At 71.9% G+C, this 24,419-nt stretch carries 20 protein-coding genes and 1 tRNA gene; 16 read left to right on the plus strand and 5 right to left on the minus strand.

Translation table 11 applies throughout. The annotated features are described in order from the left end of the window. Window positions 1-40 precede the first annotated feature (40 nt). From ABZ565_RS05595 to ABZ565_RS05625, 7 genes are all read left to right on the plus strand, one after another. On the plus strand, window positions 41-1,714 hold the full coding sequence (locus ABZ565_RS05595; protein WP_361020757.1) for an extracellular solute-binding protein: 1,674 nt from the start codon (window positions 41-43) through the stop codon (window positions 1,712-1,714). Then, window positions 1,711-3,177, plus strand: a complete 1,467-nt coding sequence (locus ABZ565_RS05600) for a M1 family metallopeptidase (RefSeq protein WP_361020759.1) — start codon at window positions 1,711-1,713, stop codon at window positions 3,175-3,177. Before ABZ565_RS05595 ends, ABZ565_RS05600 begins: the two co-directional genes overlap by 4 nt. Next, window positions 3,174-5,369: a right-handed parallel beta-helix repeat-containing protein gene (locus tag ABZ565_RS05605; RefSeq protein ID WP_361020761.1), complete on the plus strand. Its 2,196-nt coding sequence runs from the start codon at window positions 3,174-3,176 to the stop codon at window positions 5,367-5,369. Before ABZ565_RS05600 ends, ABZ565_RS05605 begins: the two co-directional genes overlap by 4 nt. Window positions 5,370-5,488: 119 nt before the next feature. Further along, window positions 5,489-5,562: transfer RNA gene (locus ABZ565_RS05610), tRNA-Pro, on the plus strand. A gap of 242 nt (window positions 5,563-5,804) precedes the next feature. Beyond that, window positions 5,805-6,410 (plus strand): HAD family phosphatase, encoded by a 606-nt coding sequence (locus ABZ565_RS05615; RefSeq protein ID WP_361020763.1) that lies wholly within the window; start codon window positions 5,805-5,807, stop codon window positions 6,408-6,410. A gap of 180 nt (window positions 6,411-6,590) precedes the next feature. Continuing rightward, window positions 6,591-7,580 carry a Gfo/Idh/MocA family oxidoreductase gene (locus ABZ565_RS05620; protein WP_361020765.1) on the plus strand — a complete coding sequence of 330 codons (990 nt, stop codon included), beginning with the start codon at window positions 6,591-6,593 and terminating at the stop codon, window positions 7,578-7,580. A gap of 81 nt (window positions 7,581-7,661) precedes the next feature. After that, a complete protein-coding gene (locus tag ABZ565_RS05625; protein WP_361020767.1) occupies window positions 7,662-9,107 on the plus strand; it encodes a glyceraldehyde-3-phosphate dehydrogenase in 1,446 nt (481 codons plus the stop codon). Between the two features lie 47 nt (window positions 9,108-9,154). On the opposite strand, the gene fusA is transcribed toward ABZ565_RS05625, so the two are convergent. The 3 genes from fusA to ABZ565_RS05640 all read right to left on the minus strand — a co-directional run bounded on the left by fusA (window position 9,155) and on the right by ABZ565_RS05640 (window position 12,849). Beyond that, window positions 9,155-11,239, minus strand: a complete 2,085-nt coding sequence (fusA, locus tag ABZ565_RS05630; RefSeq protein ID WP_361020769.1) for an elongation factor G — start codon at window positions 11,237-11,239, stop codon at window positions 9,155-9,157. A 301-nt stretch (window positions 11,240-11,540) separates the two neighbouring features. Then, window positions 11,541-11,840, minus strand: coding sequence for a hypothetical protein (locus ABZ565_RS05635; RefSeq protein WP_361020771.1), 300 nt, complete (start codon window positions 11,838-11,840; stop codon window positions 11,541-11,543). A gap of 103 nt (window positions 11,841-11,943) precedes the next feature. Next, on the minus strand, window positions 11,944-12,849 hold the full coding sequence (locus ABZ565_RS05640) for a DUF2510 domain-containing protein (protein ID WP_361020773.1): 906 nt from the start codon (window positions 12,847-12,849) through the stop codon (window positions 11,944-11,946). 177 nt (window positions 12,850-13,026) lie between these two features. Between ABZ565_RS05640 and ABZ565_RS05645 the strand changes: the two genes are divergently transcribed. The 8 genes from ABZ565_RS05645 to ABZ565_RS05680 all read left to right on the plus strand — a co-directional run bounded on the left by ABZ565_RS05645 (window position 13,027) and on the right by ABZ565_RS05680 (window position 19,991). After that, window positions 13,027-13,767: a methyltransferase domain-containing protein gene (locus tag ABZ565_RS05645; RefSeq protein WP_361020775.1), complete on the plus strand. Its 741-nt coding sequence runs from the start codon at window positions 13,027-13,029 to the stop codon at window positions 13,765-13,767. Between the two features lie 32 nt (window positions 13,768-13,799). Further along, complete coding sequence (locus ABZ565_RS05650; RefSeq protein ID WP_361020777.1) at window positions 13,800-14,219, plus strand: DUF4440 domain-containing protein; 420 nt, start codon at window positions 13,800-13,802, stop codon at window positions 14,217-14,219. A gap of 9 nt (window positions 14,220-14,228) precedes the next feature. After that, window positions 14,229-15,272, plus strand: a complete 1,044-nt coding sequence (locus ABZ565_RS05655; protein ID WP_361020779.1) for a S66 peptidase family protein — start codon at window positions 14,229-14,231, stop codon at window positions 15,270-15,272. A gap of 81 nt (window positions 15,273-15,353) precedes the next feature. Then, the gene (locus ABZ565_RS05660; RefSeq protein WP_361020781.1) at window positions 15,354-16,088 is read left to right on the plus strand and encodes an FCD domain-containing protein; all 735 of its coding nucleotides are present in this window, start codon (window positions 15,354-15,356) and stop codon (window positions 16,086-16,088) included. A 166-nt stretch (window positions 16,089-16,254) separates the two neighbouring features. Further along, window positions 16,255-17,022 (plus strand): (Fe-S)-binding protein, encoded by a 768-nt coding sequence (locus tag ABZ565_RS05665; RefSeq protein WP_361020783.1) that lies wholly within the window; start codon window positions 16,255-16,257, stop codon window positions 17,020-17,022. Further along, the gene (locus ABZ565_RS05670; RefSeq protein WP_361020785.1) at window positions 17,019-18,557 is read left to right on the plus strand and encodes a LutB/LldF family L-lactate oxidation iron-sulfur protein; all 1,539 of its coding nucleotides are present in this window, start codon (window positions 17,019-17,021) and stop codon (window positions 18,555-18,557) included. The genes ABZ565_RS05665 and ABZ565_RS05670 overlap by 4 nt, the downstream gene beginning before the upstream one ends. Beyond that, the gene (locus ABZ565_RS05675; RefSeq protein ID WP_361020787.1) at window positions 18,554-19,186 is read left to right on the plus strand and encodes an LUD domain-containing protein; all 633 of its coding nucleotides are present in this window, start codon (window positions 18,554-18,556) and stop codon (window positions 19,184-19,186) included. The genes ABZ565_RS05670 and ABZ565_RS05675 overlap by 4 nt, the downstream gene beginning before the upstream one ends. Window positions 19,187-19,223: 37 nt before the next feature. Further along, entirely contained in the window at window positions 19,224-19,991 is a 768-nt protein-coding gene (locus tag ABZ565_RS05680; protein WP_361020789.1) for a sulfite exporter TauE/SafE family protein, read from the plus strand. Window positions 19,992-20,056: 65 nt separating this feature from the next. Here ABZ565_RS05680 and ABZ565_RS05685 read toward each other — a convergent pair whose 3' ends face one another. Both ABZ565_RS05685 and ABZ565_RS05690 read right to left on the minus strand, forming a co-directional pair. Then, a complete protein-coding gene (locus tag ABZ565_RS05685; RefSeq protein WP_361020791.1) occupies window positions 20,057-21,586 on the minus strand; it encodes an amino acid permease in 1,530 nt (509 codons plus the stop codon). A 50-nt stretch (window positions 21,587-21,636) separates the two neighbouring features. Next, complete coding sequence (locus ABZ565_RS05690; RefSeq protein WP_361020793.1) at window positions 21,637-22,623, minus strand: hypothetical protein; 987 nt, start codon at window positions 22,621-22,623, stop codon at window positions 21,637-21,639. Between the two features lie 341 nt (window positions 22,624-22,964). Between ABZ565_RS05690 and ABZ565_RS05695 the strand changes: the two genes are divergently transcribed. Beyond that, window positions 22,965-24,398 (plus strand): FGGY family carbohydrate kinase, encoded by a 1,434-nt coding sequence (locus tag ABZ565_RS05695; protein WP_361020794.1) that lies wholly within the window; start codon window positions 22,965-22,967, stop codon window positions 24,396-24,398. The last annotated feature ends 21 nt before the right edge of the window (window positions 24,399-24,419 follow it).

The following is a 24,419-nucleotide window of genomic DNA, read 5'->3' on the forward strand; positions in this document are numbered from 1 at the left end:
GCCCCCCGCTCCTTCCCTTCCCTCTTCCAAGGAGATCCAGGTGTCGAGCTCCACCCCCATCAACCGCAGAGCACTCCTCCGACTGGGCGCAGGCGTCGGCCTCGGGCTGGCCGCGGCCCCGCTGCTCACCGCCTGCGGCGACGGCGGCACGACCGCGAAGGCCGAGGCGAAGAGCGCGTCCCTGCTCCCGCACAGCGCCGTCCGCAACATCGGGCTCAAGCCCGACCTGGAGGGCACCGCGGCCGGTGTCCCGCAGGGCTTCTTCAGCTATCCGGCCAAGCCGCTGCGGGCCACGAAGGGCACTCCGCTGAAGGGCGCGAAGGCGATCAGCGCCACGATGGAGACGTTCTCGCCGCCGCCGCCCTCGCGCGGCAAGAACGTGGCCTGGCAGGAGATCGAGAAGCTGCTCGGCGCCCGGGTGGACATCACCGGTGTGCCCTCCGACGACTACAGCACCAAGTTCTCCACGATGGTCGCGAGCGACAGCCTGCCCGACCTCTTCATGTACCCGGAGAGCGGCGGCGTCGACAACAAGGCCGCCTTCCTCCGGGCCAAGTGCGCCGACCTCACCCCGCACCTCGCCGGGGACGCGATCAAGGACTACCCCAACCTCGCCGCCATCCCGGAGGCCGCCTGGCAGGGCGCGATCTTCGGCGGCAAGCTCTACGGCATCCCGATCGCCCGCTCCGGGACCGGCGGTGCCGGCTTCTACCGCCACGACCTGTTCGAAGAGGTCGGCGTCACCAGCCTGGATCAGATCACCGACCTGGACCGTTTCGTGGAGGTCTGCAAGGAGCTGACCCGGCCCGAGAAGGACCAGTACGCGATCATCGCCGGGGCCACCGGCGTCATCGCCATGTCCGCCGGGGCCCCCGCGTCCTGGCGGCTGGACGAGAAGACCGGCACATTCACCCTCGACCTGGAGACCCCGGAGTACCGCAAGGCGGTCGAGACGGCCCGGCTGCTGTACAAGGCCGGCTGCTACTACCCGGGCACCCTCCAGATGTCCGGGGCCCAGAAGGCCCAGTACACGGACATGTTCAAGAACGGCAAGGGCGCGTACGTCTACGACGGCATGCCCAGCTACCTGGCACCCGGTGTCGGCTACGTCGCCACGATGAAGGCGATCAACAAGAAGTTCGACCCGCGCCCGTTCGTGCCCGTCGGCAAGGACGCCGTGACCTGGATGGACAACGTCGCACTCCAGAACACGCACATCAGCAAGGCGTCCGGCGACCGGGTCAAGGAGATCCTGCGGTTCGCCGACTTCGCGGCCTCGCCGTTCGGCAGCCTGGAGTACACCCTGATCAACTACGGGGTCGAGGGCAAGGACTTCACCCGCGACGCCAAGGGCAACCCGGCGCTCACCAAGCGGGGCACCCAGGACGTCACCGTGCCCTGGAAGTTCACCGCCTCCGCGGTCCCGGCGGTCTTCAGCGCCGACTCCGAGCAGGGCGTGCGCCATGTCCACGACGCCTTCACCAAGATGATCCCGATGATGGTGCCGGACGCGACGCTCCGCTACTCCTCGCCCACCTGGGACTCCAAGGGCTACGGCAGCCTCAGCACGCTCAAGGGCGATGTCATCAAAGACATCGTCGCCGGCCGCAAGCCGATGTCGGCCTACGACCAGCTGGTCAAGGACTACCTGGCCAAGGGCGGCGAGAAGGCCCGCGGCGAGTTCGAGGAAGCCTTCCAGAAGGGGAAGAAGTGACCACCCGACGCTCGGTCCTCGCGCTCGGCGGCGCCGCGGTCGCGGCAGCCGTCGCCGTCCCCGCCCTGGGCACCCCCGCCGCCGCCCGGCCGCACGGCTTCCACCCGGAGCCCGGCTCGGACGGAGTCGGCGACCCGCTCTTCCCGACCCTCGGCAACGGCGGTTACCAGGTCACCCACTACGACCTGACCTTCGACTTCACCCCGGTGACGTACGACTTCACCGCCACGGTGAAGATCAGCGCCGAGGCCACCCAGGACCTGTTCGCCTTCAACCTGGACACCGACGGCCACACCATCGACGCCGTCACCGTCGCCGGCCGCCCCGCCACCTGGCGGCTCGCCGCCGGCCGGAGCGGCCAGGAGCTGACCGTCACCCCGGCCCGCCCCCTCCGCGACCACCAGGCGTTCACCGTCGAGATCCGCTACCGGGGCAACGGCAAGGCACCCCGGCTCGGCCTCACCGGCTGGCGCTTCGGGAGCGACGGGGGCTTCGCCTCGGCCGCCCAGTCCTCCCGCGCCGACACCTTCCTGCCCTGCAACGACACCCCCTCCGACAAGGCGACCTGGACCTTCCACATCAGCGCCCCCGAGGGCTTCGTCGCCACCGCGAACGGCGAGCTGACGCACCGTACACCGCGCGCCGACGGCTCCACCGTCTGGCACTTCGCCCTCCGCGAGCGCATGGCCACCGAGCTCATCGGCATCGCCGTGGTCAAGGGCACCTACCTGTACGGCAGCAGCCACCGCGGCCTGCCCCTGCGCCACATCGTGCCCCTGGGCCAGGAGGACACGTACGCCCCGGTCGTGGCCCGCACCGCCGACCATCTCGCCTGGCTGGAGGCGAAGTTCGGCCGCTACCCGTTCTCCGTCTACGGGGTGCACATCTACGACGGCTACACCGACGCGCTGGAGAACCAGACGCTGTCCCTCTTCGGAACCAACTGGTTCAAGCCCAACGCCCAGGGGCAGCCCGGCTACGAGACCACCATGGTCCACGAGCTCGTCCACCAGTGGTTCGGCGACTCCGTCACCCCGCACGACTGGGAGCAGGCCTGGCTCAACGAGGGCCCCGCCGTGTACTACGCCGGTCTGTACGGCGAGGAGCGCGGCTGGTCCGTCCTCGCGGACAAGATGAAGGCCACCTACGAGAAGCTCGACGCCGTCCGCGCCGCCGACGGCCCGCCCGGACTGCCCAAGGCGCTCGGCGGCACCAACATCTACGACGGCGGCGCCCTCGTCCTCTACGCCCTGAACCAGCGCATCGGCCGGCGCTCCTTCGACACGGTGATGCGTGAGTGGGTGAGGCGCTTCAAGGACTCCACGTACACCTCGGAGCAGTTCATCCGGCACACCGTCGAGGTCACCCGCGACCGCTCCCTGGACCCGTTCCTCCGCGACTGGCTCTTCGGAGCCGTCAACCCGCCCATGCCCGGCCACCCCGACTGGAAGGCCACCGCGTGAACCGCCCCCTGAACGTCGTACGAGCCACCGCCGCATCCGCCACCGCGGCCCTGCTGACCGCCCTGCTCGCAGCCCCGTCCGCCGGGGCCGCGCCCGCGACCCGCACCCTGTACGCAGCCCCGGACGGCCGCGGCTCCGCCTGCACCACCGCCCGCCCCTGCACCCCGGAGGGCGCCCGCGACCTGGCCCGCACCGAGCACCGCCGCGAGGTCCGGGTCCTCCTCAAGGACGGCACGTACCGGCTCGACGCGCCCCTGGAGCTCGGCGCCGCCGACTCCGGCACCACCTGGGCCGCCGCCCCCGGCGCCCACCCGGTCCTCTCCGGCGGCCGGGACCTCACCGGCTGGCGGAAGAACCCCGACGGCACCTGGACCGCCGCCGTCCCCGCCGGTGTCACCCCGCGCCAGCTCTTCGTGGACGGCCGCCGCGCCACCCGCGCCCGGGGCGAAGCGTGCCCCGCCGCCACCTGCGACGCCACCACCACCGGCATGACCGGCGCCACCGCCACCGGCATCGACCACTGGGCGCACCCCACGGACGCCGAGGCCGTCATCCGCGTCCGCTGGCGCAACTACCACTGCCGGATCGCGGGCGTCAGCGGCGACACCCTCACCTTCGCCCAGCCCTGCTGGACCAACTCCGCGAGCGGCACGCAGCGCACGGGCCCCTCCTGGGACACCACCACGGTCGACTCGGGCCGCTACAGCGGTGTCGCGTTCTTCGAGAACGCCGCCGAACTTCTCGACGAGCCCGGCGAGTTCGTGTGGAACTCCGCCGGCCGCACCGTCACCTACCTCCCGCGCAAGGGCGAGAACATGCGCCACGCGCGGGCCGTCACCCCGCACACCGAACAGCTGCTCACCGTGGACGGCGCCCATGACCTCACGGTCAGCGGCATCGGCTTCGCGTACGCGGCCTACCGGCAGCCCGGCACCGACGAGGGCTACGCGGGGATGCAGGCCGGTCTCACCCTGACCGGAGCCACCGGCCCCGTCGACCACGCGGGCCGCTACTACACCAAACCGGCCGCCGCCCTCACCGTGCGCGGCGGCCGGCGGGTCACCGTCGACTCCGCGGACTTCACCCACCTCGGCGGCGCCGGAGCGATCCTGGAGGCCGGTACCAAGGACAGCGCGCTCACCCGCTCCACGTTCACCGACCTCTCCTCGGGCGCGGTCTACGTCGGCGACACCGAGCCCCTGCCCGAACCCGCACTCGCCGGGGAGCGCAACACCGTCGCGTACAACACGATCAGCCGCACCGGTGTCGAGTACACCGACGCGGTCGGCATCTGGGCCGGCTACGAGGCTGAGCTCACCGTCGACCACAACAGCCTGGACCACCTCCCGTACTCGGCGATCTCCGTCGGCTGGGGCTGGAACCAGCCCGAGGCGCGGAAGTCCGTGCTCCGCGACAACAAGGTGACGGACAACCGCATCACCGACGTCATGGAGGTCGCCCGGCAGCAGCACGACGGCGGCGCCATCTACACCCAGGGCGCCCAGCCCGGCACCGTCGTCAGCGGCAACTACATCAACCGCTCCGCGTACGGCAACACCGAGCGCGACGGCAACGGCATCTACCTGGACGAGCAGTCCTCGTACATCACCGTCGAGAACAACGTCATCACGCGCATCGGCTACAAGTGGGTGTCCAACTGGGCGGACTACGGCATGCAGAACACCGCGCGCGGCAACTGGACCGACACCGCCGCCCCCGCCCTCGGCGGCACCGGCTCCGTCATGACCGGCAACCACACCGGCCTGGACCGCCTCCCGGCCGACGCACTCGCCGTCGCCGCCCGCGCCGGCGCCCACGGCGGCCCGGTCGAGCAGCTGCGCACCGACCTCGCGCGCACCGGCACGGCCACCCAGTCCTCGACGGACGCCACCGCCACCGCCGCGCGCGCCCTGGACGCCGACACCAACACCGACACCCGCACCCTCGCCGAGCCCGGCGCCTGGTGGCACGTGGACCTCGGAGCCACCCGCCACATCCGCCAGGTCGAGGTCTGGAACGACGCCTCCACGACGACGTCCGACTTCGACATCGTCACCGACGACACCACGGTCCACGTCAGCGGCAAGGCCTTGCGCCCCACCGTCGTGAACCTGGACAGCCGCACCCGTACAGTCCGCATCGTGAAGACCGGCACGGGCCGGGTCGGCCTCTCCCAGGTATTGATCCACTGACCGTGACCGTGGGGACACGGTGCGCGGCGAACGGGAAAGCGGTTCGTGACCACCCGATGAAGTGCGGTATTGTTCTCATGCACGTTCGGCCAGGGGGAAACCCCAGGTCAGGCGGGCATCGGGACGTGGCGCAGCTTGGTAGCGCACTTGACTGGGGGTCAAGGGGTCGCAGGTTCAAATCCTGTCGTCCCGACTGGAGACAGTCGTAGATCAGGGCCGGTGCTGGAGGAATCCAGCACCGGCCCTGATGCGTTTCCGGCCGGGCGCCGCGACCGGGACCGGCGGTCAGGCGGTCCGGACCCCCTGGGCGCGGTCAGCGGCCGGCGTGCCCGAGCTGTCGCGCCCGTAGGAAAAGACGAACTCCCCCTGGGCCACCGAGCATCCGACGCTCCGGTTCGGGAGAGTGAGCACGGCCCCGGAGCTAGGCTGCCGCCCATGACGAAACCGCGGGCCTTTCTCTTCGATCTCGGCGGCGTCGTGTGCCGCTTCCACCCTGAGCGGCGGCTCGAACTCCTCGGGGCGGCGTGTGGGCTTCCCGCGCGGCGCGTCGAGTCGGAGCTGTACGGCTCAGGGCTGATCCCGGCCTGGGACCGTGGGCAGGGGAGCGCCGACGACGTCGAGCGGGAGATCCGGCGGCGCCTCGGCTTCGCCGGTACGGCGGAGGAGTTGCGTCGCATCTGGTGCGGGGCATTCGAGCCCGACCCCGAGGTCCTCGCCGCGGCCGACCTGGTACGGGATCGTCCGACGGCCCTGTTCACCGACAACGACGCGTTGCTGCGCGCAGGGCTGCCCGAGTGGCTGCCCGAGGTGAACGACCGCTTCGACGTGCTCGCCTTCTCGTGCGCGCTCGGCGCGACCAAGCCCGCCGACGAAGCCTTCGAGGGCGCGCTCGGGCTGCTCGGGGTCGCCCCCGGCGAGGCGTTCTTCGTGGACGACCGGGAGGCCAATGTCCGGGCGGCCCGTGAGCTCGGGCTGACCGCAGTGGTCTTCGAGGGCGGTGCGGCGCTCCGGCGGACGCTGGAACGGCTGCTGGCTGGGTGAGCCGGGAGGCGCGGGCGGGCCTCGCCGCTGGACGTTGGCCCCGCCGTACGGGAGCCCTGCGAGACGCCCAGGAACTGCCCGGAGTACAAAAGCTTGACCGAGGCGCGATCGGCGACGATACAAGGACGAAGATCAGGAGCGTCGGCCAGCCGGCCCCATCCGCCCCGGAGGCACCCGCGCATGCGCATCGGACTCATCGGAACGGGCCGCATCGGCACCTTCCACGCCGCCACCCTCGCCACCCTGCCCGCCGTCGACCGCCTCGTCCTGCATGACGCCGTGGAGCGGCAGGCCCGCGAGCTGGCCGGAAAGCTGGGCGCCGACTGGGCGGGCGACCTGGACGCGCTGCTCGGCTCCGGGCTGGACGGCGTAGTGATCGCCGCCCCCACCGCCGTCCACGACACGCTCATCCGTGCGGCGGCAGCCGCCGGGGTGCCCGTCTTCTGCGAGAAGCCGGTCGCCGCCGGCCTCGACGCCACCCGCGCCCTGCTGGCCGGAACCGCCGGCTCCGGGGTGCCGCTCCAGGTCGGCTTCCAGCGCCGCTTCGATGCCGGGTACGCCGCCCTGCGCGACGCGGTCGCGGCCGGGGAGCTGGGCTGGCTGCACACCGTACGGGCGTGCACCGCCGATCCGGCGCCCCCGCCGGCCGGATACCTGCCGCTGTCCGGCGGCATCTTCCAGGACTGCGCCGTGCACGACTTCGACAGCGTCCGCTGGGTCACCGGCCGCGAGGTCGTGGAGGTCAGCGCCGTCGGGGCCAACCGGGGCGACGACTCCTTCGCGGCGGCCGGTGACGTCGACACCGCGGTCGCCGTCCTCACGCTCGACGACGGCACACTCGTCAGCTGCACGGCCACCCGCTACAACGGCGCCGGATACGACGCGCGCATGGAGCTCGCCGGCTCGCGGTCCACGCTGGCAACCGGCTACGGCGACCGCGCGCCCCTGCGGACCACCGCCGACGGACCGCCGTCCGGCGCCGCTCCGTACGACGGGTTCCTGAGCCGCTTCCACGACGCGTACGTCGCCGAGATGGCGGCCTTCACCGAGGTCGCGGCCGGGCTCCGGCCCAGCCCCTGCACCGGGGCCGACGCCCTGGCCGCGCTGCTGATCGCGGAGGCCGCCGACCGTTCGCGGCGCACGGGGCGGCCGGTGCGGGTGGGGGAGTGAGGGCGGGGGCCGGACCGGGGTGAGGTATCGAATGAACGTCTGGTTACCATATGAGCGCCGCCTAGCTCGAAAGATAAACCTGTGACTGTCAATGACGACGCGTTCACCAACTGGAAGAACCGCGAGGAGATCGCGGAATCGATGATTCCGATCATCGGCAAGCTGCACCGCGAGCGGGATGTCACCGTGCTCCTGCACAGCCGCTCGCTGGTGAACAAATCGGTGGTGAGCATCCTCAAGACCCACCGATTCGCCCGGCAGATCGACGGCGCGGAGCTCTCGGTCACCGAGACCCTGCCCTTCCTCCAGGCCCTCACCACCCTCGACCTGGGCCCCTCCCAGATCGACATCGGCATGCTCGCCGCCACCTACAAGGCCGACGACCGGGGCCTCAGCGCGGCGGAGTTCACCGCGGAGGCCGTCGCCGGCGCCACCGGGGACAACAAGATCGAGCGCCGCGAGGCGCGCGACGTCGTCCTCTACGGCTTCGGCCGCATCGGGCGTCTGCTCGCCCGGCTGCTCATCGAGAAGGCGGGCTCCGGCAACGGCCTGCGGCTGCGCGCGATCGTGGTCCGCAAGGGAGCGGGCCAGGACATCGTCAAGCGCGCCTCACTGCTGCGCCGCGACTCCATCCACGGCCAGTTCCAGGGCACGATCACCGTGGACGAGGCCAACAACCGGATCGTCGCCAACGGCAACGAGATCCAGGTCATCTACTCGGACGACCCGACCTCCGTCGACTACACCGCCTACGGCATCGACGACGCCATCCTCATCGACAACACCGGCAGGTGGCGCGACCGCGAGGGCCTGTCCAAGCACCTGCGGCCGGGCATCGCCAAGGTCGTGCTGACCGCCCCCGGCAAGGGCGACGTCCTCAACGTCGTGCACGGCGTCAACCACGACATGATCAAGCCGGACGAGCAGATCATCTCCTGCGCCTCCTGCACCACCAACGCGATCGTGCCGCCGCTGAAGGCGATGGCCGACGAGTACGGCGTCCTGCGCGGCCACGTGGAGACCATCCACTCGTTCACCAACGACCAGAACCTGCTGGACAACTACCACGGCTCCGACCGCCGCGGCCGTTCCGCGCCGCTCAACATGGTCATCACCGAGACGGGCGCCGCCTCCGCCGTCGCGAAGGCGCTGCCCGACCTGGAGGCGACGATCACGGGCAGTTCGATCCGCGTCCCGGTGCCGGACGTCTCGATCGCCATCCTCAGCCTGAAGCTGGGCCGCGAAACCACCCGCACCGAGGTCCTCGACCACCTCCGCGAGGTCTCGCTGACCTCCCCGCTCAAGCGGCAGATCGACTTCACGACCGCCCCCGACGCGGTGTCGAGCGACTTCATCGGCTCGCGCCACGCCTCCATCGTCGACGCCGGCCCCACCCAGGTCGACGGCGACAACGCGATCCTCTACCTCTGGTACGACAACGAGTTCGGCTACTCGTGCCAGGTCATCCGGGTCGTGCAGTACGTCTCCGGCGTCGAGTACCCGACGTTTCCGGTGCCGGTCGCCTGACGCACGGCAGGTCCCGCCCGCCGTTGTGGCGGGCGGGACCCGTTCCGTCAGCCGGTCCCGGGGACCGTGGCGGCGGGCGCGGGCGCGTACCCGGTGGCCCGGGTGGTGAACGTGCCCCGGCCCTGCGTACGGCTGCGCAGCCGCGTCGCGTAACCGAACAGCTCGGCCAGCGGCACGGTCGCCGTCGCCACCGCCGCACCGCCGCGCGTGGTGGACCCGGAGACCCGGCCGCGCCGGGCGGCCAGGTCGCCGAGCACCCCGCCGACCGCGTCACCGGGCACGGTGACCGTCACCTCGACCACCGGCTCCAGCAGCACCATCGCGCTCGCCCGCAGGGCCTCCCGCAGTGCGAACCGCCCCGCCGTGCGGAACGCCATCTCCGAGGAGTCCTTGGGATGCGTCGCGCCATCGGTCAGCGTCACCCGCACCCCGGTCACCGGATGCCCGCCGAGCGGCCCCTCGGCCAGCGCGTCCCGGCAGCCGGCCTCGACCGCCCGCACATACTCCTGCGGCACCCGGCCGCCCACGACGGCCGAACCGAACGCGAACTCGGCCGCCTCCTCGCCGTCCCCGGCCGCCAGCGGTTCGACGTCGATGACGACGTGCGCGAACTGCCCGGCCCCGCCGTCCTGTTTGACGTGCCGGTAGACCAGCCCGGACACCCCGCGCACCAGCGTCTCCCGGTGCGCTACCTGCGGCCGGCCGACCCGGACGTCCAGACCGTGATCGCGGCGGATCTTCTCCGCGGCCACCTCCAGATGGAGTTCGCCCATGCCCGAGAGAACCGTCTGACCGGTCTCGGGGTCCGTGCGCACGACGAGCGACGGGTCCTCCTCGGCCAGCCGGACCAGGGCGGCCATCAGCCGCTCGGTGTCCGTGCTCCGCCGCGCCTCCACCGCCACGGACACGACCGGGTCGGCCACCGTGGGCGGTTCCAGGACCAGTGGGGCACCGGGCGCGCACAGCGTCGCACCCGGGCGGACGGCCTTCGGGCCGATGACCGCGACGATGTCACCGGCCACTGCCGCGTCCACGTCCACATGCCGGTCCGCCCGGACCCGCAGGATGCGCCCGACACGCTCGGTGCGCCGGGTGGTCGCGTCCAGCACCGTCTCCCCCTTCCGGATCGTTCCCGCGTACACGCGCAGATACGTCAGCCGGCCCGTCGCGGTCGCGTTCACCTTGAACGCCAGCGCGGCGAACGGCCCCTGGGGATCGGCGGCCCGCTCCTGCTCCGCCCCGTCGAGCACGCCCCGTACCGGCGGCACATCGAGCGGGGAGGGCAGATACGCGACGACCGCCGCCAGCAACGGCTCGACACCCCGGTTGCGGTACGCCGAACCGCACAGCACCACGACCCCCTCACCGGTCCGTGTCAGGTCCCGCAGCGCCCCGGTCAGCGTCTCCGCCGACAGCTCGGAGCGTTCGCAGAACTCCTCCAGGGCCGCCGGATGCAGCTCCGCCACCGCCTCCTCCAGGAAGCGCCGGCGTCGGGCGGCCTCCTCGCGCAGCCCGGCGGGCACCTCGCCCTCCTCGTACGCGTCGGCGCCGTCCGCCCACACCAGGGCGCGCATGCGCACCAGGTCGACCACCCCGCGGAAGGCGTCCTCCGCCCCGATGGGCAACTGCACCACGAGCGGGACCGTGTGCAGCCGGTCCCGGATCGAGGCGACCGCGGTGTCCAGGTCCGCGCCGGCCCGGTCCAGCTTGTTGACGAAGGCGATGCGCGGGACGGAGTGCCGGTCCGCCTGGTGCCACACCGACTCGCTCTGCGGCTCCACCCCGGCGACCGCGTCGAACACCGCGATCGCGCCGTCGAGCACCCGCAGCGAACGCTCGACCTCGTCGGCGAAGTCGACGTGCCCCGGGGTGTCGATGAGGTTGATCCGGTGACCGTCCCAGGTGCAGCTGACTGCCGCGGCGAAGATGGTGATGCCGCGGTCCCGTTCCTGGGAGTCGAAGTCCGTGATGGTCGTGCCGTCGTGGACCTCGCCGCGCTTGTGGGTGGTGCCGGTGGTGTAGAGGATGCGCTCCGTCACCGTGGTCTTGCCGGCGTCGACATGGGCGAGGATGCCCAGGTTGCGGACGGTGGTGAGCGCGGTGGCGGAAGAACGGTGCTGGTGGGTACGCACGGCCGGTGGCCTTTCGGGATGATCCGGAAGAAAGCGGCGCGATACCCCCGGACGAAGCGGCCCGGACGCGGGCCGACGGGCCCGCCCAAGTGACTGAGCGTCAGAAGTAAAGCGGGGACCGGGTGTTCGTCACGGGGTCCGGGGCCGGCCGCGCAGCCGGCGCCCGGTGGCGCGAGACACCAGGATCACCTCGAACCGCGACGGGGGGACGACGGCGGCGGTGCGATGACGCACGGCGGTCTCCCCTCAACGGTCACGGCGGACGCGCCGACGGAGGGCCGGCGCGCGGTGTGCGGCGAGTCTAGGGAATCCGGGGTGCGCGGGGGAACCGGTTTTTCGGCCGGGTCAGTACGGGACCCAGGGGCCGCCAGGCGGTACGGCACCGGCGCAGGGCACTCCGGCCGCAGCCGCGCCACTCGGCGGGCGAAGGCCCCACGCCCCGGCCGCCCCGGGTGATCAGGGCGTTCACCGGGGTGTGCGGGTCCAGCGCCATTGTGCGCGCGAACAGCACACCGATCACGAGCGGGGTGAGCGAGAGGGCCAGGGTGGTGCCGGCACTGGTGACGTGCCGGATGCGGAGGCGCTGGGCGTCGGGAGCCATGACACCATTTCAGCGGCGGCGCCCCGGGCCGGGATCGGGGAACGTACTCAGACCGCACGGCCCGGATACTCACCCGGGCCGTGCGGTGCGCCCCGCCGGACGCTCAGGCGTTGGTGCCTGAGCCCCCGCCGGACGCCGCCTTGATGCCCTTGGTGATCTTGTCCAGGACGGACAGCGAAGGCGCCTTGCTGTTGATGTCGAAACCGGAGCGGATCACCACCAGCATGTCCTTGGCCAGCGGGGACGGGAAGGCCAGCGACTCGACGTAGCCGTCGTCGCCGTTCTTCGTCACCACCTTCCAGCGCACCCGGTAGCCCTGCTGCCCGGCCACCGTCACCGCCTCGGACTTCAGCTCCTCGTGCGAGGTGATGCCGCCGTAGATCTTCTCGCCGTAGGACTCGTCGGCGTTGGACTCGATGTCCTTCTCGGCGGTGGCCTTCGCCGTCTTGGTGGTGAGCTTCAGCGCCTCGGCCGGGGCGGAGAATATCCCGCCGCGCACGCACGTCTGCTTGGTGTCACCGGGGCAGGCGTAGGACCCGGTGGTCACCCCGGCACCCATGCCCGACTCGCCCTTCCAGCCGTCGGGGACCGGGATGCTGATGCCGCTCGCCAGGTCCGTCGCGTACCCCTCCTCGATCTGCGGCTGCCCCTGCTCCGGGGACTCACTGCCACCACCGTTGCCGCCGTCGCCGCGCTCGTCGCCTTCACCCCCGCCGCCGCGCTGCCGGTCGGGTCCGGGGGAGGGGGAGCCGGACGGGGCGGTGGCGGCGGTGTCGCCCTTGCCGTCCGAGTCGTCCGTCAGCAGATAGACACCGCCTCCGATGGCGGCGAGCACCACCACGGCGGCGGTGATGCCGGCCCCCACCCGTATGCGCCTGCTGCGGACGGCCGCCGGCGGTACGCGCAGATGGTCGGTCCACTGGGTGCCGTCCCACCAGCGCTCGTGGCGGGGGCCAAATCCTGAATACCCGGGGTCTGGATGCCAGCCGGGCGGGCTCGTCTGGGTCACGCCCGACACGGTAACCGGACTGCCTGAGAATCCTATGAACTGGGTGGGTGATCCCCGCAGGCCGGCGGCCGGGCAGCCAGCCGCCTTCCTTGGTCTAGACAAGTGGAGGGGGTGTCGCTAGCATCCGCCGACGAGGTGCGGCGGACCCGCCTGACCGCGCCCGGAAGTGAGGGCCCCATGGAAGCGACCGCCCCCGACCGTCGTTTCGCCGAGGACTACCGCCTCGCCCGGGAGATACCGCGCGACGGGCTGACCGCGTGGCGCGCCGCCGTCGCCGCCGAGGTGGAACTCGCACCGGGCGACACCGTCCTGGACGTGGGCGCGGGCACCGGTTCCTTCGCCTCCGCCTTCGCCGACTGGTTCGGTGTCCGGGTCCTCGCCGTGGAACCGGCCGCCGCCATGAGGGCACTGATCCCCCGGAACGCACTGATCGAGGCGCTGGACGGGCGGGCCGAGGCGCTGCCGGTGGCGGACGGCTGCGCGGACGCGGCCTGGCTGGGGTCGGTCGTCCACCACATCGGCGATCTGCCCGCCGCCGCACGGGAGTTGCGCAGGGCCCTGAAGCCCGGCGCCCCCGTACTCATCCGCAACTCGTTCCCGGGCCGGTGCGCAAGGGACCTCCGGGTGCGCTTCTTTCCCGGCGCCGAACGCATCGTGGACGGCTACCCGACGGTGGAGCAGACGTGCGCCGCGTTCGCCGGGGCCGGCTTCTCCCGCGTCGCCCTGCACGCGGTGCCGCAGCAGAGCGCGCCGAACCTCGCCGCGTTCGCCGACCGGATCAGGCGGGACACCGACGCGAAGCTGCGGGACCTCGGCGACGACGAGTTCGAGCGCGGGATGCGCCGGCTGCGTACGGCGGCGGAACAGGAGCCGGACCGGCCCGCCGTGAGCTGGATGGACCTGCTGGTCCTGGTCTGACGGCCCGCGCCGCCGACGTAGAGTCGGGCGGCATGAAGCTGAGCGACGAGGAGGGGCGGGCCGTGCGGGCCGCCATGGCGGGCGAACTGCGGCTGCTCGACCCGGTGGTGCGGGCATCGCCCGAGGCGGTGACGGAACTGCTCGACCCGGAGTTCACCGAATTCGGCGCGTCCGGACGCCGCTACGACCGCGCCTCCATCCTCGCCGTCACCTCCGCCGTCGAGGACGACGACCCCGGCCCGGACGTCCACGACCTGTCCGGCAGCCTGCTCGCCCCCGACCTGGTCCACCTGACGTACGTCACCGAACGGAACGGCCTGCTGTTCAGGCGCAGTTCGCTGTGGCGCAGGGCTGGTGAGCAGTGGCGGATGTACTTCCACCAGGGCACCCCGGCCGGCCCGGCGCGGGGCACCGCCGAAAATGCTGCGGACACCCCCGGCGGCGCTGCGTAGGCTCACCCGATGACACGTTCCCGCTACCCGTCCAAGCCCCGGCCGGGAGACCGCGTCGCCGTGCTCTCGCCCTCGTCCGGACTGCCCGGCATCCTCCCGCTGCCGTACGAACTCGGCCTGCGCAGGCTCCGCGAGGACTTCGGCCTGGAGCCGGTGGAGTACCCCTGCACCCGGAAGATGGGCTCCACCCCGCAGGAGCGCGCCGCCGACCTGCACGCCGCGTTCGCCGACCCGGACATCAAGGCCGTCATAGCCAGCATCGGCGGCGACGACCAGATCACCGTGCTGCCGTACCTGGACCGCGAACTGCTGCGCGCCAACCCCAAGCCGTTCTTCGGCTACAGCGACAACACCAATCTGCTGGTGTTCCTCGACAACCTCGGCATTGTCGGCTATCACGGCGGCTCGGTCATGGTCGAGTTCGGCCGCCCCGGCGCACCGCACCCGCAGACGGCCGAGTCCCTGCGGGCCGCGCTCCTCACCCACGGCGCGTACGAGCTGACGCCGGCGAAGGAGAGCGGCAGCGTCAACCGGCCCTGGGAGGACCCCCGCACCTTCGACCACGAGCCGGACCTGCTCCCCGCCGACGGCTGGACGTGGCACAACGCGGACCGGGTGGTCGAGGGGGCGAGCTGGGGCGGCAACCTGGAGATCCTGGCCTGGATGCTCATGGCCGACCGGGAGATCCAGCCGCCCGAAGCGTACGAGGGCCGGGTGCTGTTCCTGGAGACCTCCGAGGAGATTCCCGGCGCCGACGAGGTGTACCGCATCCTGCGCAACATGGGGGAGCGGGGCCTGCTGCGGCGCTTCCCCGCCCTGCTGATGGCGCGCGCCAAGAACTGGTCCTTCGACCAGCCGCTCGACGCGGAAGCCGGTGCGCTGTACTGCCGGGAACAGCGGGAGGCGGTGCTGCGCGCCCTCGCGGAGTACGCCCCGGACACCATGGCCGTCTTCGACGTCGACTGCGGCCACACCGACCCGCAGATGATCATCCCGTACGGCGGCACCATCCGGGTGGACGGCGTGGCCCGGCGCATCGTCGTGACGTACTGACGGGGCGGCCTCCGGTTTGTGGTCCGACCACACACCATGTGTGACATAGTTGGATGTTCCGACCGGAACAGAGGATGGCCCATGCCCGTCGACTGGGAGCCCGTACGGCAGTCGCGCACACACGAGCTGGTGCTCCAGAGCATCGAGCAGCGGGTGTTCGCCGGTGACCTCAAGGCCGGTGACCGCCTGCCGCCCGAGCGGGAACTCGCCCCTGTCCTCGGCGTCAGCCGGTCGGCGCTCCGCGAGGCGCTGCGGGTGCTGGAGACCATCGGTGTGCTGGTCGCCCAGCCCGGCCGGGGGCCGGACGCGGGTGCCCGCATCGTCCGCAACCCCGACGACGCGCTGGGCCGGCTGCTCCGGCTCCACTTCGCCCTCGGCAGCTACAGCCTCGGGGACATGCTGGAGGCCCGCGTGGTGCTGGAGCGGTCCAGCGTCGAGGCGGCCGCCCGCCACGCCGCACCTGCTGCTCTGGACGAGGCCGAGGAACTGGTCGTACGCATGGGGGCGCCGGGTATCGGGGTGCCCGAGTTCAACGACCTGGACACCCGGTTCCACGTCCGGATCGCCCGGAGCTCCGGCAACGCGCTGACCTCGACGCTCACCTCCGCCGTCCGCGAGTCCGTCCGGCCGCTGATCCTGCGCGCCCTTGAGGCGGAGCCCGACTGGCCGGCCACCGCCGCCGCGCTCAACGCGGCCCACGCCGAGCTGCTGCGACTGGTCCGCGCGGGCGACGGGGCGCGGGCGGCCGACCTGGTCGAGGCCCACATCAGAGGGCTGCACGGCACCCTGGTGGACGATCCGGGCGCCGAAGCCTGATCCGTACGCGAAGAGCCGCCGCACCGGCACCCGATTCCGGGAGTTCGTCGCGGCGGCTCTTTCGTATGCGCGCGACCTACGACGCCTTGAGGAGCGAGCGTAGTATGGTCGGACCATAAGTCGGACGCACGGCGCCCGCCCACCCAGAGGCATGATCGGGAGACCCATGCGCATCGGACTCTTCGCCACCTGTCTGGGAGACACGCTCTTCCCCGAGGCGGTGAAGTCCACCGCGGTGCTGCTGGCCCGGCTCGGTCACGACGTGGTGTTCCCGCCCGGCCAGACCTGCTGCGGCCAGATGCACGTCAACACCGGCTACCAGCGCGAGCCCGTCCCGCTGGTCCGCAATTTCGCCGCCCAGTTCGGCGACTCCTCCATCGAGGCCGTCGTCATGCCGTCGGGCTCCTGCGCCGGATCGGTCCGCCACCAGCACGAGATCGTCGCCGAGCGCTACGGCGACGCGGCGCTGCGCGCGGGCGTCGCCACGGTCAAGGCGAAGACGTACGAGCTGTCCGAACTCCTGGTGGACGTGCTGGGGGTGACCGATGTCGGGGCGTACTTCCCGCACCGGGTGACGTACCACCCCACCTGCCACTCGCTGCGCATGCTCAGGGTCGGCGACAAACCGCTGCGGCTGCTGCGGGCCGTCGACGCGATCGACCTGGTCGAGATGGAGGAAGCGGATGCCTGCTGCGGCTTCGGCGGCACCTTCGCCGTGAAGAACGCCGACACCTCGACGGCGATGCTCCAGGACAAGATGCGCAACGTCACCGCCACCGGAGCCGCCGTGTGCACCGCCGGCGACTCTTCCTGCCTGATGCACATCGGCGGCGGGCTCTCCCGTATCAAGGCCGGAACGCGGACCCTGCACCTCGCCCAGATCCTCTCCTCCACCCGCACCTCGCCGCACGTCCTGACGGAGGCCGCCCGATGAGCGCAACCTTTCTCGGCATGCCCGCGACGCCGCCCCGCTCCCCATACGGCACGGGGAACCTGCGCGGCGACCGGAAGTTCCCCGCCGCCGCCCACGACGAGCTGCGCAACGAGCAGCTGCGCCGCAACCTCGGCCGCGCCACCCACACCATCCGCGCCAAACGCCTGAACGTCACCGGCGAACTGCCCGACTGGGAGGAGCTGCGCGACGCCGGATCGGCCATCAAGACCGACACCATGAACCGGCTCCCCGAACTCCTGGAGGAACTGGAACGCAACGTCACCGCACGCGGCGGCACCGTCCACTGGGCGCGCGACGGCGTCGAGGCCAACGAGATCGTCGCCCGGCTGGTCCAGGAGACGGGCAGCGACGAGGTGATCAAGGTCAAGTCGATGGCCACCCAGGAGATCGGCCTCAACGAACACCTCGAATCCCTCGGCATCACCGCGCACGAGACCGACCTCGCCGAACTCATCGTCCAACTCGCCCACGACAAGCCCTCGCACATCCTCGTCCCCGCCATCCACCGCAACCGGGACGAGATCCGGCAGATCTTCCTCAAGGAGATCCCGGGCGTCGACCCGGCCCTGGACAACGTCCCCGCCCACTTGGCCGCCGCCGCCCGCGCCTACCTGCGCGAGAAGTTCATGACCACCAGGGTGGCCGTCTCCGGAGCCAACTTCGGGATCGCCGAGACCGGCACCCTCTCCGTCGTGGAGTCCGAGGGCAACGGCCGCATGTGCCTGACCCTCCCCGACACGCTGATCACCGTCATGGGCATCGAGAAGGTCCTCCCGCGCTACCAGGACCTGGAGGTCTTCCTCCAGCTCCTGCCGCGCTCCTCCACGGGCGAGCGGATGAACCCGTACACCTCGATGTGGACCGGTGTCACCCCCGGCGACGGTCCGCGGACCTTCCACCTGGTCCTCCTCGACAACGGCCGCACCGCAGCCCTCGCGGACCGGATCGGCCGCGAGGCGCTGAACTGCATCCGCTGCTCGGCCTGCCTCAACGTCTGCCCGGTGTACGAACGGGCCGGCGGGCACGCCTACGGATCGACCTACCCCGGGCCGATCGGCGCGGTCCTGACCCCGCAGCTCGCCGGCATGGACGCCGCCAAGGACGACCCGAACAGCTCGCTGCCGTACGCCTCCAGTCTCTGCGGGGCCTGCTTCGACGCCTGCCCCGTCAAGATCGACATCCCCTCGCTCCTGGTCGAGCTGCGCCACCAGCACACCGAGCGGTCCGGCACCACCGCCGAGAAGCTGGCCATGAAGGCGGCGGGCGCCGTGATGGGCCGGCCCAAGGTGTACACCGCCGCGCAGAAGGCGTCCCGGCTCGGCCGCGTCCTGGCCCGGGACGGGAAGCTCCCGGCACTGCCGCCCCCGCTCAGCGGCTGGAGCGACAGCCGCGACACCCCCGCCCCGCCGAAGCAGACCTTCCGCGCCTGGCTGGCCTCGGCCGAGGGTACGGCCGCCATGCGCGAGGCGTCCGCCGAGCACACCCGCAACCAGCAGCAGGAGGAGGGCGAATGACGACCGCCCGTGACATCGTGCTCGGCCGCGTCCGGGACGCGCTGGCCCTCGCGCCCGCCGGGGAGACACCCGTCCCGCGCGCCTACCGCACCGGACGCACCCTCCCCGACGAGGAACGCCTCGCCCTCTTCACCGACCGGCTGGTCGACTACAAGGCGGAGGTCCACCCGTGTACCGCCGACCGGACCGCCGAGGTCGTCGCCGAGGTGCTGCGGGACCGGGGAGCCGAGCGGATCGGTGTGCCCCCGGGGCTCGACACCGGGTGGCTGGCCGCGTACGACGGCGAGGTCCAGCAGGACTCCGCGGACATCCCGGCGCCGCGCCTGGACGCCCTCGACGGTGTCGTCACCGCGTCCGCCGTCAGCTGCGCCGAGACCGGCACCATCTTCCTGGACGGCTCGCCCGACCAGGGGCGACGGGCGCTGTCCCTCGTGCCCGACCTCCATGTGTGCGTGGTCGACCTGTCGGCCGTCGAGGTGGGCGTGCCGGAGGCGGTGGCCCGGCTGGTGCCGGAGCGCCCGACGACGCTGATCAGCGGGCCCTCGGCGACCTCCGACATCGAGCTGGAGCGGGTCGAGGGCGTCCACGGCCCGCGCACGCTTGCGGTCGTGATTCGCACAGACGTTTAGGTGATCATGCCGGGCGGGATTACGCTCTCTGCCTGGCATGGACACACTTACCCTCTGGCAACTGGCGGCGCTGGCCGCGGCGTCCGCACTCGTCGGCTTCTCCAAGACGGCCGTCAGCGGCGCCAACACGATCAGCCTCGCGGTCTTCGCGGCGGTCCTCCCCGCCCGCGAGTCCACCGGGGTGCTGCTCCCGATCCTGATCGCCGGCCACGTGCTCGCCGTCCTAGTCTACCGGCGGCACGCGCACTGGCCGACCCTGCTGCGGCTCTTCCCCGCCGTCGCGGTGGGCGTGGTGGCGGGGACCCTGTTCATGATGTGGGCCGACGACGCCACCGTGCGGACCTCGATCGGCGCGATCCTGGTCTTCATGGCCGGGGTCACCGTCTGGCGCCGCCGCCGGGCGGAGACCGTCGCGGAGCCCGGCGCGGAGGACGGGCCGCCGAGCGCCGGTGAACGGCTCAAGGCACGTTCGTACGGGGTGCTCGGCGGTTTCACGACCATGGTCGCCAACGCGGGCGGCCCGGTGATGTCGCTCTACCTCCTCTCGGCCGGATTCCGGAAACTGGGCTTCCTGGGCACCTCGGCGTGGTTCTTCCTGATCGTCAACACCTCGAAGGTGCCGTTCAGCGTGGGCCTCGGGCTGATCGACGGGCACTCCCTGCTCCTGGACGCCTGCCTGCTGCTCTTCGTGCTCCCGGGCGCCTGGGTCGGCCGCCGGTGCGTGGACCGCATCGACCAGCGGCTCTTCGAGCGCATCGTCCTGGCCGCCACCGTCGTCGGCGGGCTCCAACTCCTCCTGACCTGACGGCGTTACGCGGACGGCCCCCGCGGACACGCGTCCGCGGGGGCCGACGGCCGGACGCAGGCCGGTCAGATGATGCCCTCCTCGATCTCCGCCTGCTCGCGCGCGTTCCCGTACGCCGACGGCGTGCCGTACGAGCGACGCGCGACGAACCACCACACCGTGGCCAGGACCAGCACGGCGACCAGGGCGATCGACGCGTAGTTCATCGAGTCGATGGTCACCGGGGACGACTGCGGCAGCAGGAACAGCACGGTCACGATCGCCACCCACACCACGGCGATCCAGCCGACCGGCTTCGACCAGCGGCCCAGGTGCCACGGCCCGCGCTGGAAGCGGCCCCCGGCGCGCAGCTTCAGGAAGATCGGGATCGCGTAGGCGGGCGTGATCCCGATGACGTTGATCGCGGTCACCGCGCCGTACGCGGTCTTCGAGTAGAGCGACGGCAGGGTCAGCACCCCGGCGACGGTCACCGACAGCCACACCGCCGGCACCGGCGTCTGCGTCCGGGCGCTCACCTTCCGCCAGAGCGAGGAGCCGGGCAGCGCGTTGTCCCGGCTGAAGGCGAACACCATCCGGCTGGCGGCGGCGACCTCCGCGTTGCCGCAGAACAGCTGCGCCGCGATCACGATCAACAGCATCACCGTGGCGCCCGAGGTGCCCAGCGCGTCGATCAGGATCTGCGCGGGCGGCACACCGGTGGCGCTGTCCTGCGTACCGGCGTAGTCCTGGATGGCGAAGGTGAGCCCGGCCAGCAGCACGAAACCGGCCACCCACGACACCCAGATCGCCCGGACGATGCCGCGCGCCGCCGAGACCGAGGCGTTCGAGGTCTCCTCCGACAGATGGGCCGAGGCGTCGTAGCCGCAGAACGTGTACTGGGCGAGCAGCAGCCCGATCGCCGCCACGTACAACGGGTTGTGCCAGCCGGTGTCGTTGACGAACTCGGTGAAGACGAATGAAGGCGACTGGTGGTGCGCGGGCACGATCGCCAGGACGGAGACGATCACCGCCACACCCGCCAGGTGCCACCACACGCTGATCGAGTTCAGGATGCTCACCAGCCGCACCCCGAACAGGTTGAGCACCGCGTGCAGCAGAAGGATGCAGACGAAGATGATCATCGTCTTGCCCGGGGTGGGCGTGAAGCCCCACTGGAGGTTCATCAGCGCGCCCGTGAACAGCGCGGCGCCGTAGTCGATGCCCGCGATGGCACCGAGCAGCCCGAGCAGATTCAGCCAGCCGGTGTACCAGCCCCACTTGCGGCCGCCCAGCCGGTCCGCCATGTAGTACAGCGCCCCCGAGGTCGGATACGCGCTCGTCACCTCGGCCAGCGCCATCCCGACGCACAGCACGAACAGGCCGACCCCGGCCCAGCCCCACAGCATCACCGACGGGCCGCCGGTCGACATGCCGAAGCCGTACAGGGTCATGCACCCCGACAGGATCGAGATGACGGAGAAGCTGATGGCGAAGTTGCCGAACCCGCCCATGCGGCGGGCCAGGACCGGTTGGTAGCCGAGCTCACGGAGCCGCTGCTCCTCGTCCTTCGGTGCGCTGGTCCCGGCACCCTTGCGGGGCGAGGTGGACACGGACATGGGGACCTCCTGGGGTGGGTGGGCAACTCGGAAACGGCGGGGGAGGGTGCTCAGCCGGGGTCCGCCGCCAGCGCACGGGCGCGGGCACGCACGAAGACCTCCTCGGCACCGCCGGGGCCGTCGGGCGTACGGGAGCGGCAGGCCCAGGGCAGCGAGGTGAAGTACGGGCCCAGCTCCCGGAACACCTCGGCCGCTTCGGCGAACCGGAGCGCCCCCCACAGGGCGTGCGCCAGGTGGTTGAGGTCGGGCAGGGCGCGGGTGGCGGCGGGGGCGCGCCGGTACCAGACCTCCAGAGCGCGCAGGGCCTCGCGTTCGGCGTCCTCGGTGACCCAGTGCAGGTCGAGGGCCTTGTCGTGGTCGTGCTCGCGGCGGTAGCGCTCGACCCGGACGTAGAGCGGGAGCACATGAAGGGCGGAGCCCTCGGGCGCCGTGGACGACGCCCACTGCACGAAGTTCACCGCCTCGACGAGTGTGCCGCCGGCCCTGCGCGCGTACACGAACTGGAGCATCCGGTGGTACGCCTCGCGGTTGTACGGGTCGCGCCGGTCGGACTCGGCCAGCAGCCCCCACGGGCCGGGGAACAGCATGGGCCCGGGCGGCGGGAGCCGGTGCTCGGCGAGGCGCTGGTCGTCGTCCAGCTGGGACAGGGCGAGGAGGCACACCCAGGGCACCGGGTCGGCCGGTGCGGCGTGCGCCGCCGAACGGCACGCCTCCCACGCCTCCTGCCAGAGCTCCCGGCCGCTGGGGTGGCCGGAGCGGTTGGCCCGGACGGCCCGCTCGACGGCGACCCGGGCGCGCATCACGGCCGCGGCGGTGCTCTCCGGCTCCTCGGTCAGCCAGGTCCGTATCGCGTCCGTCCCCGCCGCGACCGCGCCGAGGACCTGAGTGCGCTGGGTCCACAGGGCCCAGTCCGGGGTACGCGCCAGCAGGTCGCGCATGGCGATCCACCGCCCGGTGCGTAAGTCCTGTAACGCCGCGCGGAGTTCATTGTCATGGCCGGCCGGATGGTAAACCGGCCGGAATTCACCGTTGGCCATGGACGCGCTCGGGACTGGGTGCGGAATTCATCGATCCTCAGGGATTATTGCGGCGTAGAAACAGTTGAAGTACGAACCGCTTTTGGGCTTTCGGTTGCTGTTCGGCGGTGAGTGTAGAGCCCTTTGCGCGGAACTCTCGAACGAATCATTGATTCCACCCAAGTCGCTTGCCGGTTACTCGTGTTGGCGCGGCAGCGATCCCTTCCCGCCGCCTTCGAACGGTTCCGGACATACGGTCTGCGAGCGCTTGACGCCACCGCTGGGCTGCATCACTGTGGGTGGTCGCGACCGAAGATCACCATTCCGTTCGAGCGCCAGGCTCGCGTACCGCTGGAGAACCGATGGCAGGCCCGGTGCTGGCAATCGACCAGGGCACATCGGGAACGAAAGCGCTGGTGATCTGTCCCGAGCGAGGCGTCATCGGTTCCGGTTCCGCCCCCGTGCGGCCCCGGTACGGTCCCGGCGGAGCCGTCGAGACGGACCCGGCCGAATTACTCGCATCGGTGGTCGCGGCCGGCCGGCGGGCCCTGGCCGAATCGGGCGGCCCCGTCGATGCCGTCGGGCTCGCCAACCAGGGCGAGACGGTCCTCGCCTGGGACCCGGACACCGGGCGCCCGCTCACCGAGGCGATCGTCTGGCAGGACCGCCGCGCCGCGGACGTCTGCGCGGAACTCGCACCCCGCGGCGAGGAGCTGCACCACCTCACCGGACTCCCTCTCGACCCCTACTTCGCCGCCCCGAAGATGGCCTGGATCCGCCGCGAACGGACCCGCGAGGGAGTCGTCACCACCAGCGACGCCTGGCTCGTCCACCAGCTCACCGGAGCCTTCGTCACGGACGCCGCCACCGCCGGACGCACCCAGCTCCTCGACCTGGACCGCGTCGCCTGGTCACCGCAGGCGCTGGACGCCTACGGCCTCGGCGACGAGCGGCTGCCGGCCGTGACCGACGCCGCCGGGACCTTCGGTACGACGCGGGTGTTCGGCGGCGACATCCCGCTCACCGGACTCCTGGTCGACCAGCAGGCCGCCCTGCTCGCCCAGAGCGCCCTGGACCCGTCGGTCGCCAAGTGCACCTACGGGACCGGCGCGTTCCTCCTCGCCGGGACCGGCGCTGCCCCGCGCCGCAGCACCGGCGGGCTGGTCAGCTGCGTGGCCTGGCGGCTCGGCGGGCGCACCAGCTACTGCCTGGACGGCCAGGTCTACACGGCCGCCTCCGCGGTGCGCTGGCTCACGGACCTCGGGGTGATCGCCGGCGCCGCCGACCTCGACCCGGTCGGCGCCACCGTCCCGGACGCCGGCGGCGTCACCTTCGTCCCCGCGCTCGCCGGGCTCGCCGCCCCCTGGTGGCGGAGCGACCTGCGCGGCTCGGTCACCGGGCTCGGCCTGGACACCTCGGCCGGGCACCTGGTGCGCGCCCTGTGCGAGGGGATCGCCGCCCAGGTGGCCGAGCTGGCCGCCGCGGTCACCGCCGACCGGGGCACACCGCTGTCCGTCCTGCGCGTCGACGGCGGCCTCACCCGCTCCGCCCTCCTCATGCAGACCCAGGCCGACCTGCTGCAACGCCCCGTCGAGGTGTCCGCGCTCCCCGACGTCACCGCGCTCGGCGTCGGAGCAGTGGCCCGCATGGGCGCCGACCCCACGCTCCCGCTCGCCCGGGCCGTCCCCGGCTGGACACCGGCCGCCGTCTACGAACCACGCATCGGCCCGGACGAGGCGGCCGAACGCCTCGACGTGTTCCGGACCGCCGTGCGCCGACTGCTGGAGCGAGCGTGAGAGGCCCGGTACCGGCCGCTT

It is taken from the genome of Streptomyces sp. NPDC016469 (assembly GCF_040632905.1).
Taxonomy (GTDB): Bacteria; Actinomycetota; Actinomycetes; order Streptomycetales; family Streptomycetaceae; genus Streptomyces.

Excerpts from the sequence above, each read along its gene's own strand:
- ABZ565_RS05615 (WP_361020763.1), top strand. The coding sequence starts at position 5,805 with ATGACGAAACCGCGGGCCTTTCTCTTCGATCTCGGCGGCGTCGTGTGC.
- ABZ565_RS05620 (WP_361020765.1), top strand. The coding sequence starts at position 6,591 with ATGCGCATCGGACTCATCGGAACGGGCCGCATCGGCACCTTCCACGCC.
- ABZ565_RS05635 (WP_361020771.1), bottom strand. The coding sequence starts at position 11,840 with ATGGCTCCCGACGCCCAGCGCCTCCGCATCCGGCACGTCACCAGTGCC.
- ABZ565_RS05645 (WP_361020775.1), top strand. The coding sequence starts at position 13,027 with ATGGAAGCGACCGCCCCCGACCGTCGTTTCGCCGAGGACTACCGCCTC.
- ABZ565_RS05650 (WP_361020777.1), top strand. The coding sequence starts at position 13,800 with ATGAAGCTGAGCGACGAGGAGGGGCGGGCCGTGCGGGCCGCCATGGCG.
- ABZ565_RS05655 (WP_361020779.1), top strand. The coding sequence starts at position 14,229 with ATGACACGTTCCCGCTACCCGTCCAAGCCCCGGCCGGGAGACCGCGTC.
- ABZ565_RS05660 (WP_361020781.1), top strand. The coding sequence starts at position 15,354 with ATGCCCGTCGACTGGGAGCCCGTACGGCAGTCGCGCACACACGAGCTG.
- ABZ565_RS05665 (WP_361020783.1), top strand. The coding sequence starts at position 16,255 with ATGCGCATCGGACTCTTCGCCACCTGTCTGGGAGACACGCTCTTCCCC.
- ABZ565_RS05670 (WP_361020785.1), top strand. The coding sequence starts at position 17,019 with ATGAGCGCAACCTTTCTCGGCATGCCCGCGACGCCGCCCCGCTCCCCA.
- ABZ565_RS05675 (WP_361020787.1), top strand. The coding sequence starts at position 18,554 with ATGACGACCGCCCGTGACATCGTGCTCGGCCGCGTCCGGGACGCGCTG.
- ABZ565_RS05680 (WP_361020789.1), top strand. The coding sequence starts at position 19,224 with ATGGACACACTTACCCTCTGGCAACTGGCGGCGCTGGCCGCGGCGTCC.
- ABZ565_RS05685 (WP_361020791.1), bottom strand. The coding sequence starts at position 21,586 with ATGTCCGTGTCCACCTCGCCCCGCAAGGGTGCCGGGACCAGCGCACCG.
- ABZ565_RS05690 (WP_361020793.1), bottom strand. The coding sequence starts at position 22,623 with ATGGCCAACGGTGAATTCCGGCCGGTTTACCATCCGGCCGGCCATGAC.
- ABZ565_RS05695 (WP_361020794.1), top strand. The coding sequence starts at position 22,965 with ATGGCAGGCCCGGTGCTGGCAATCGACCAGGGCACATCGGGAACGAAA.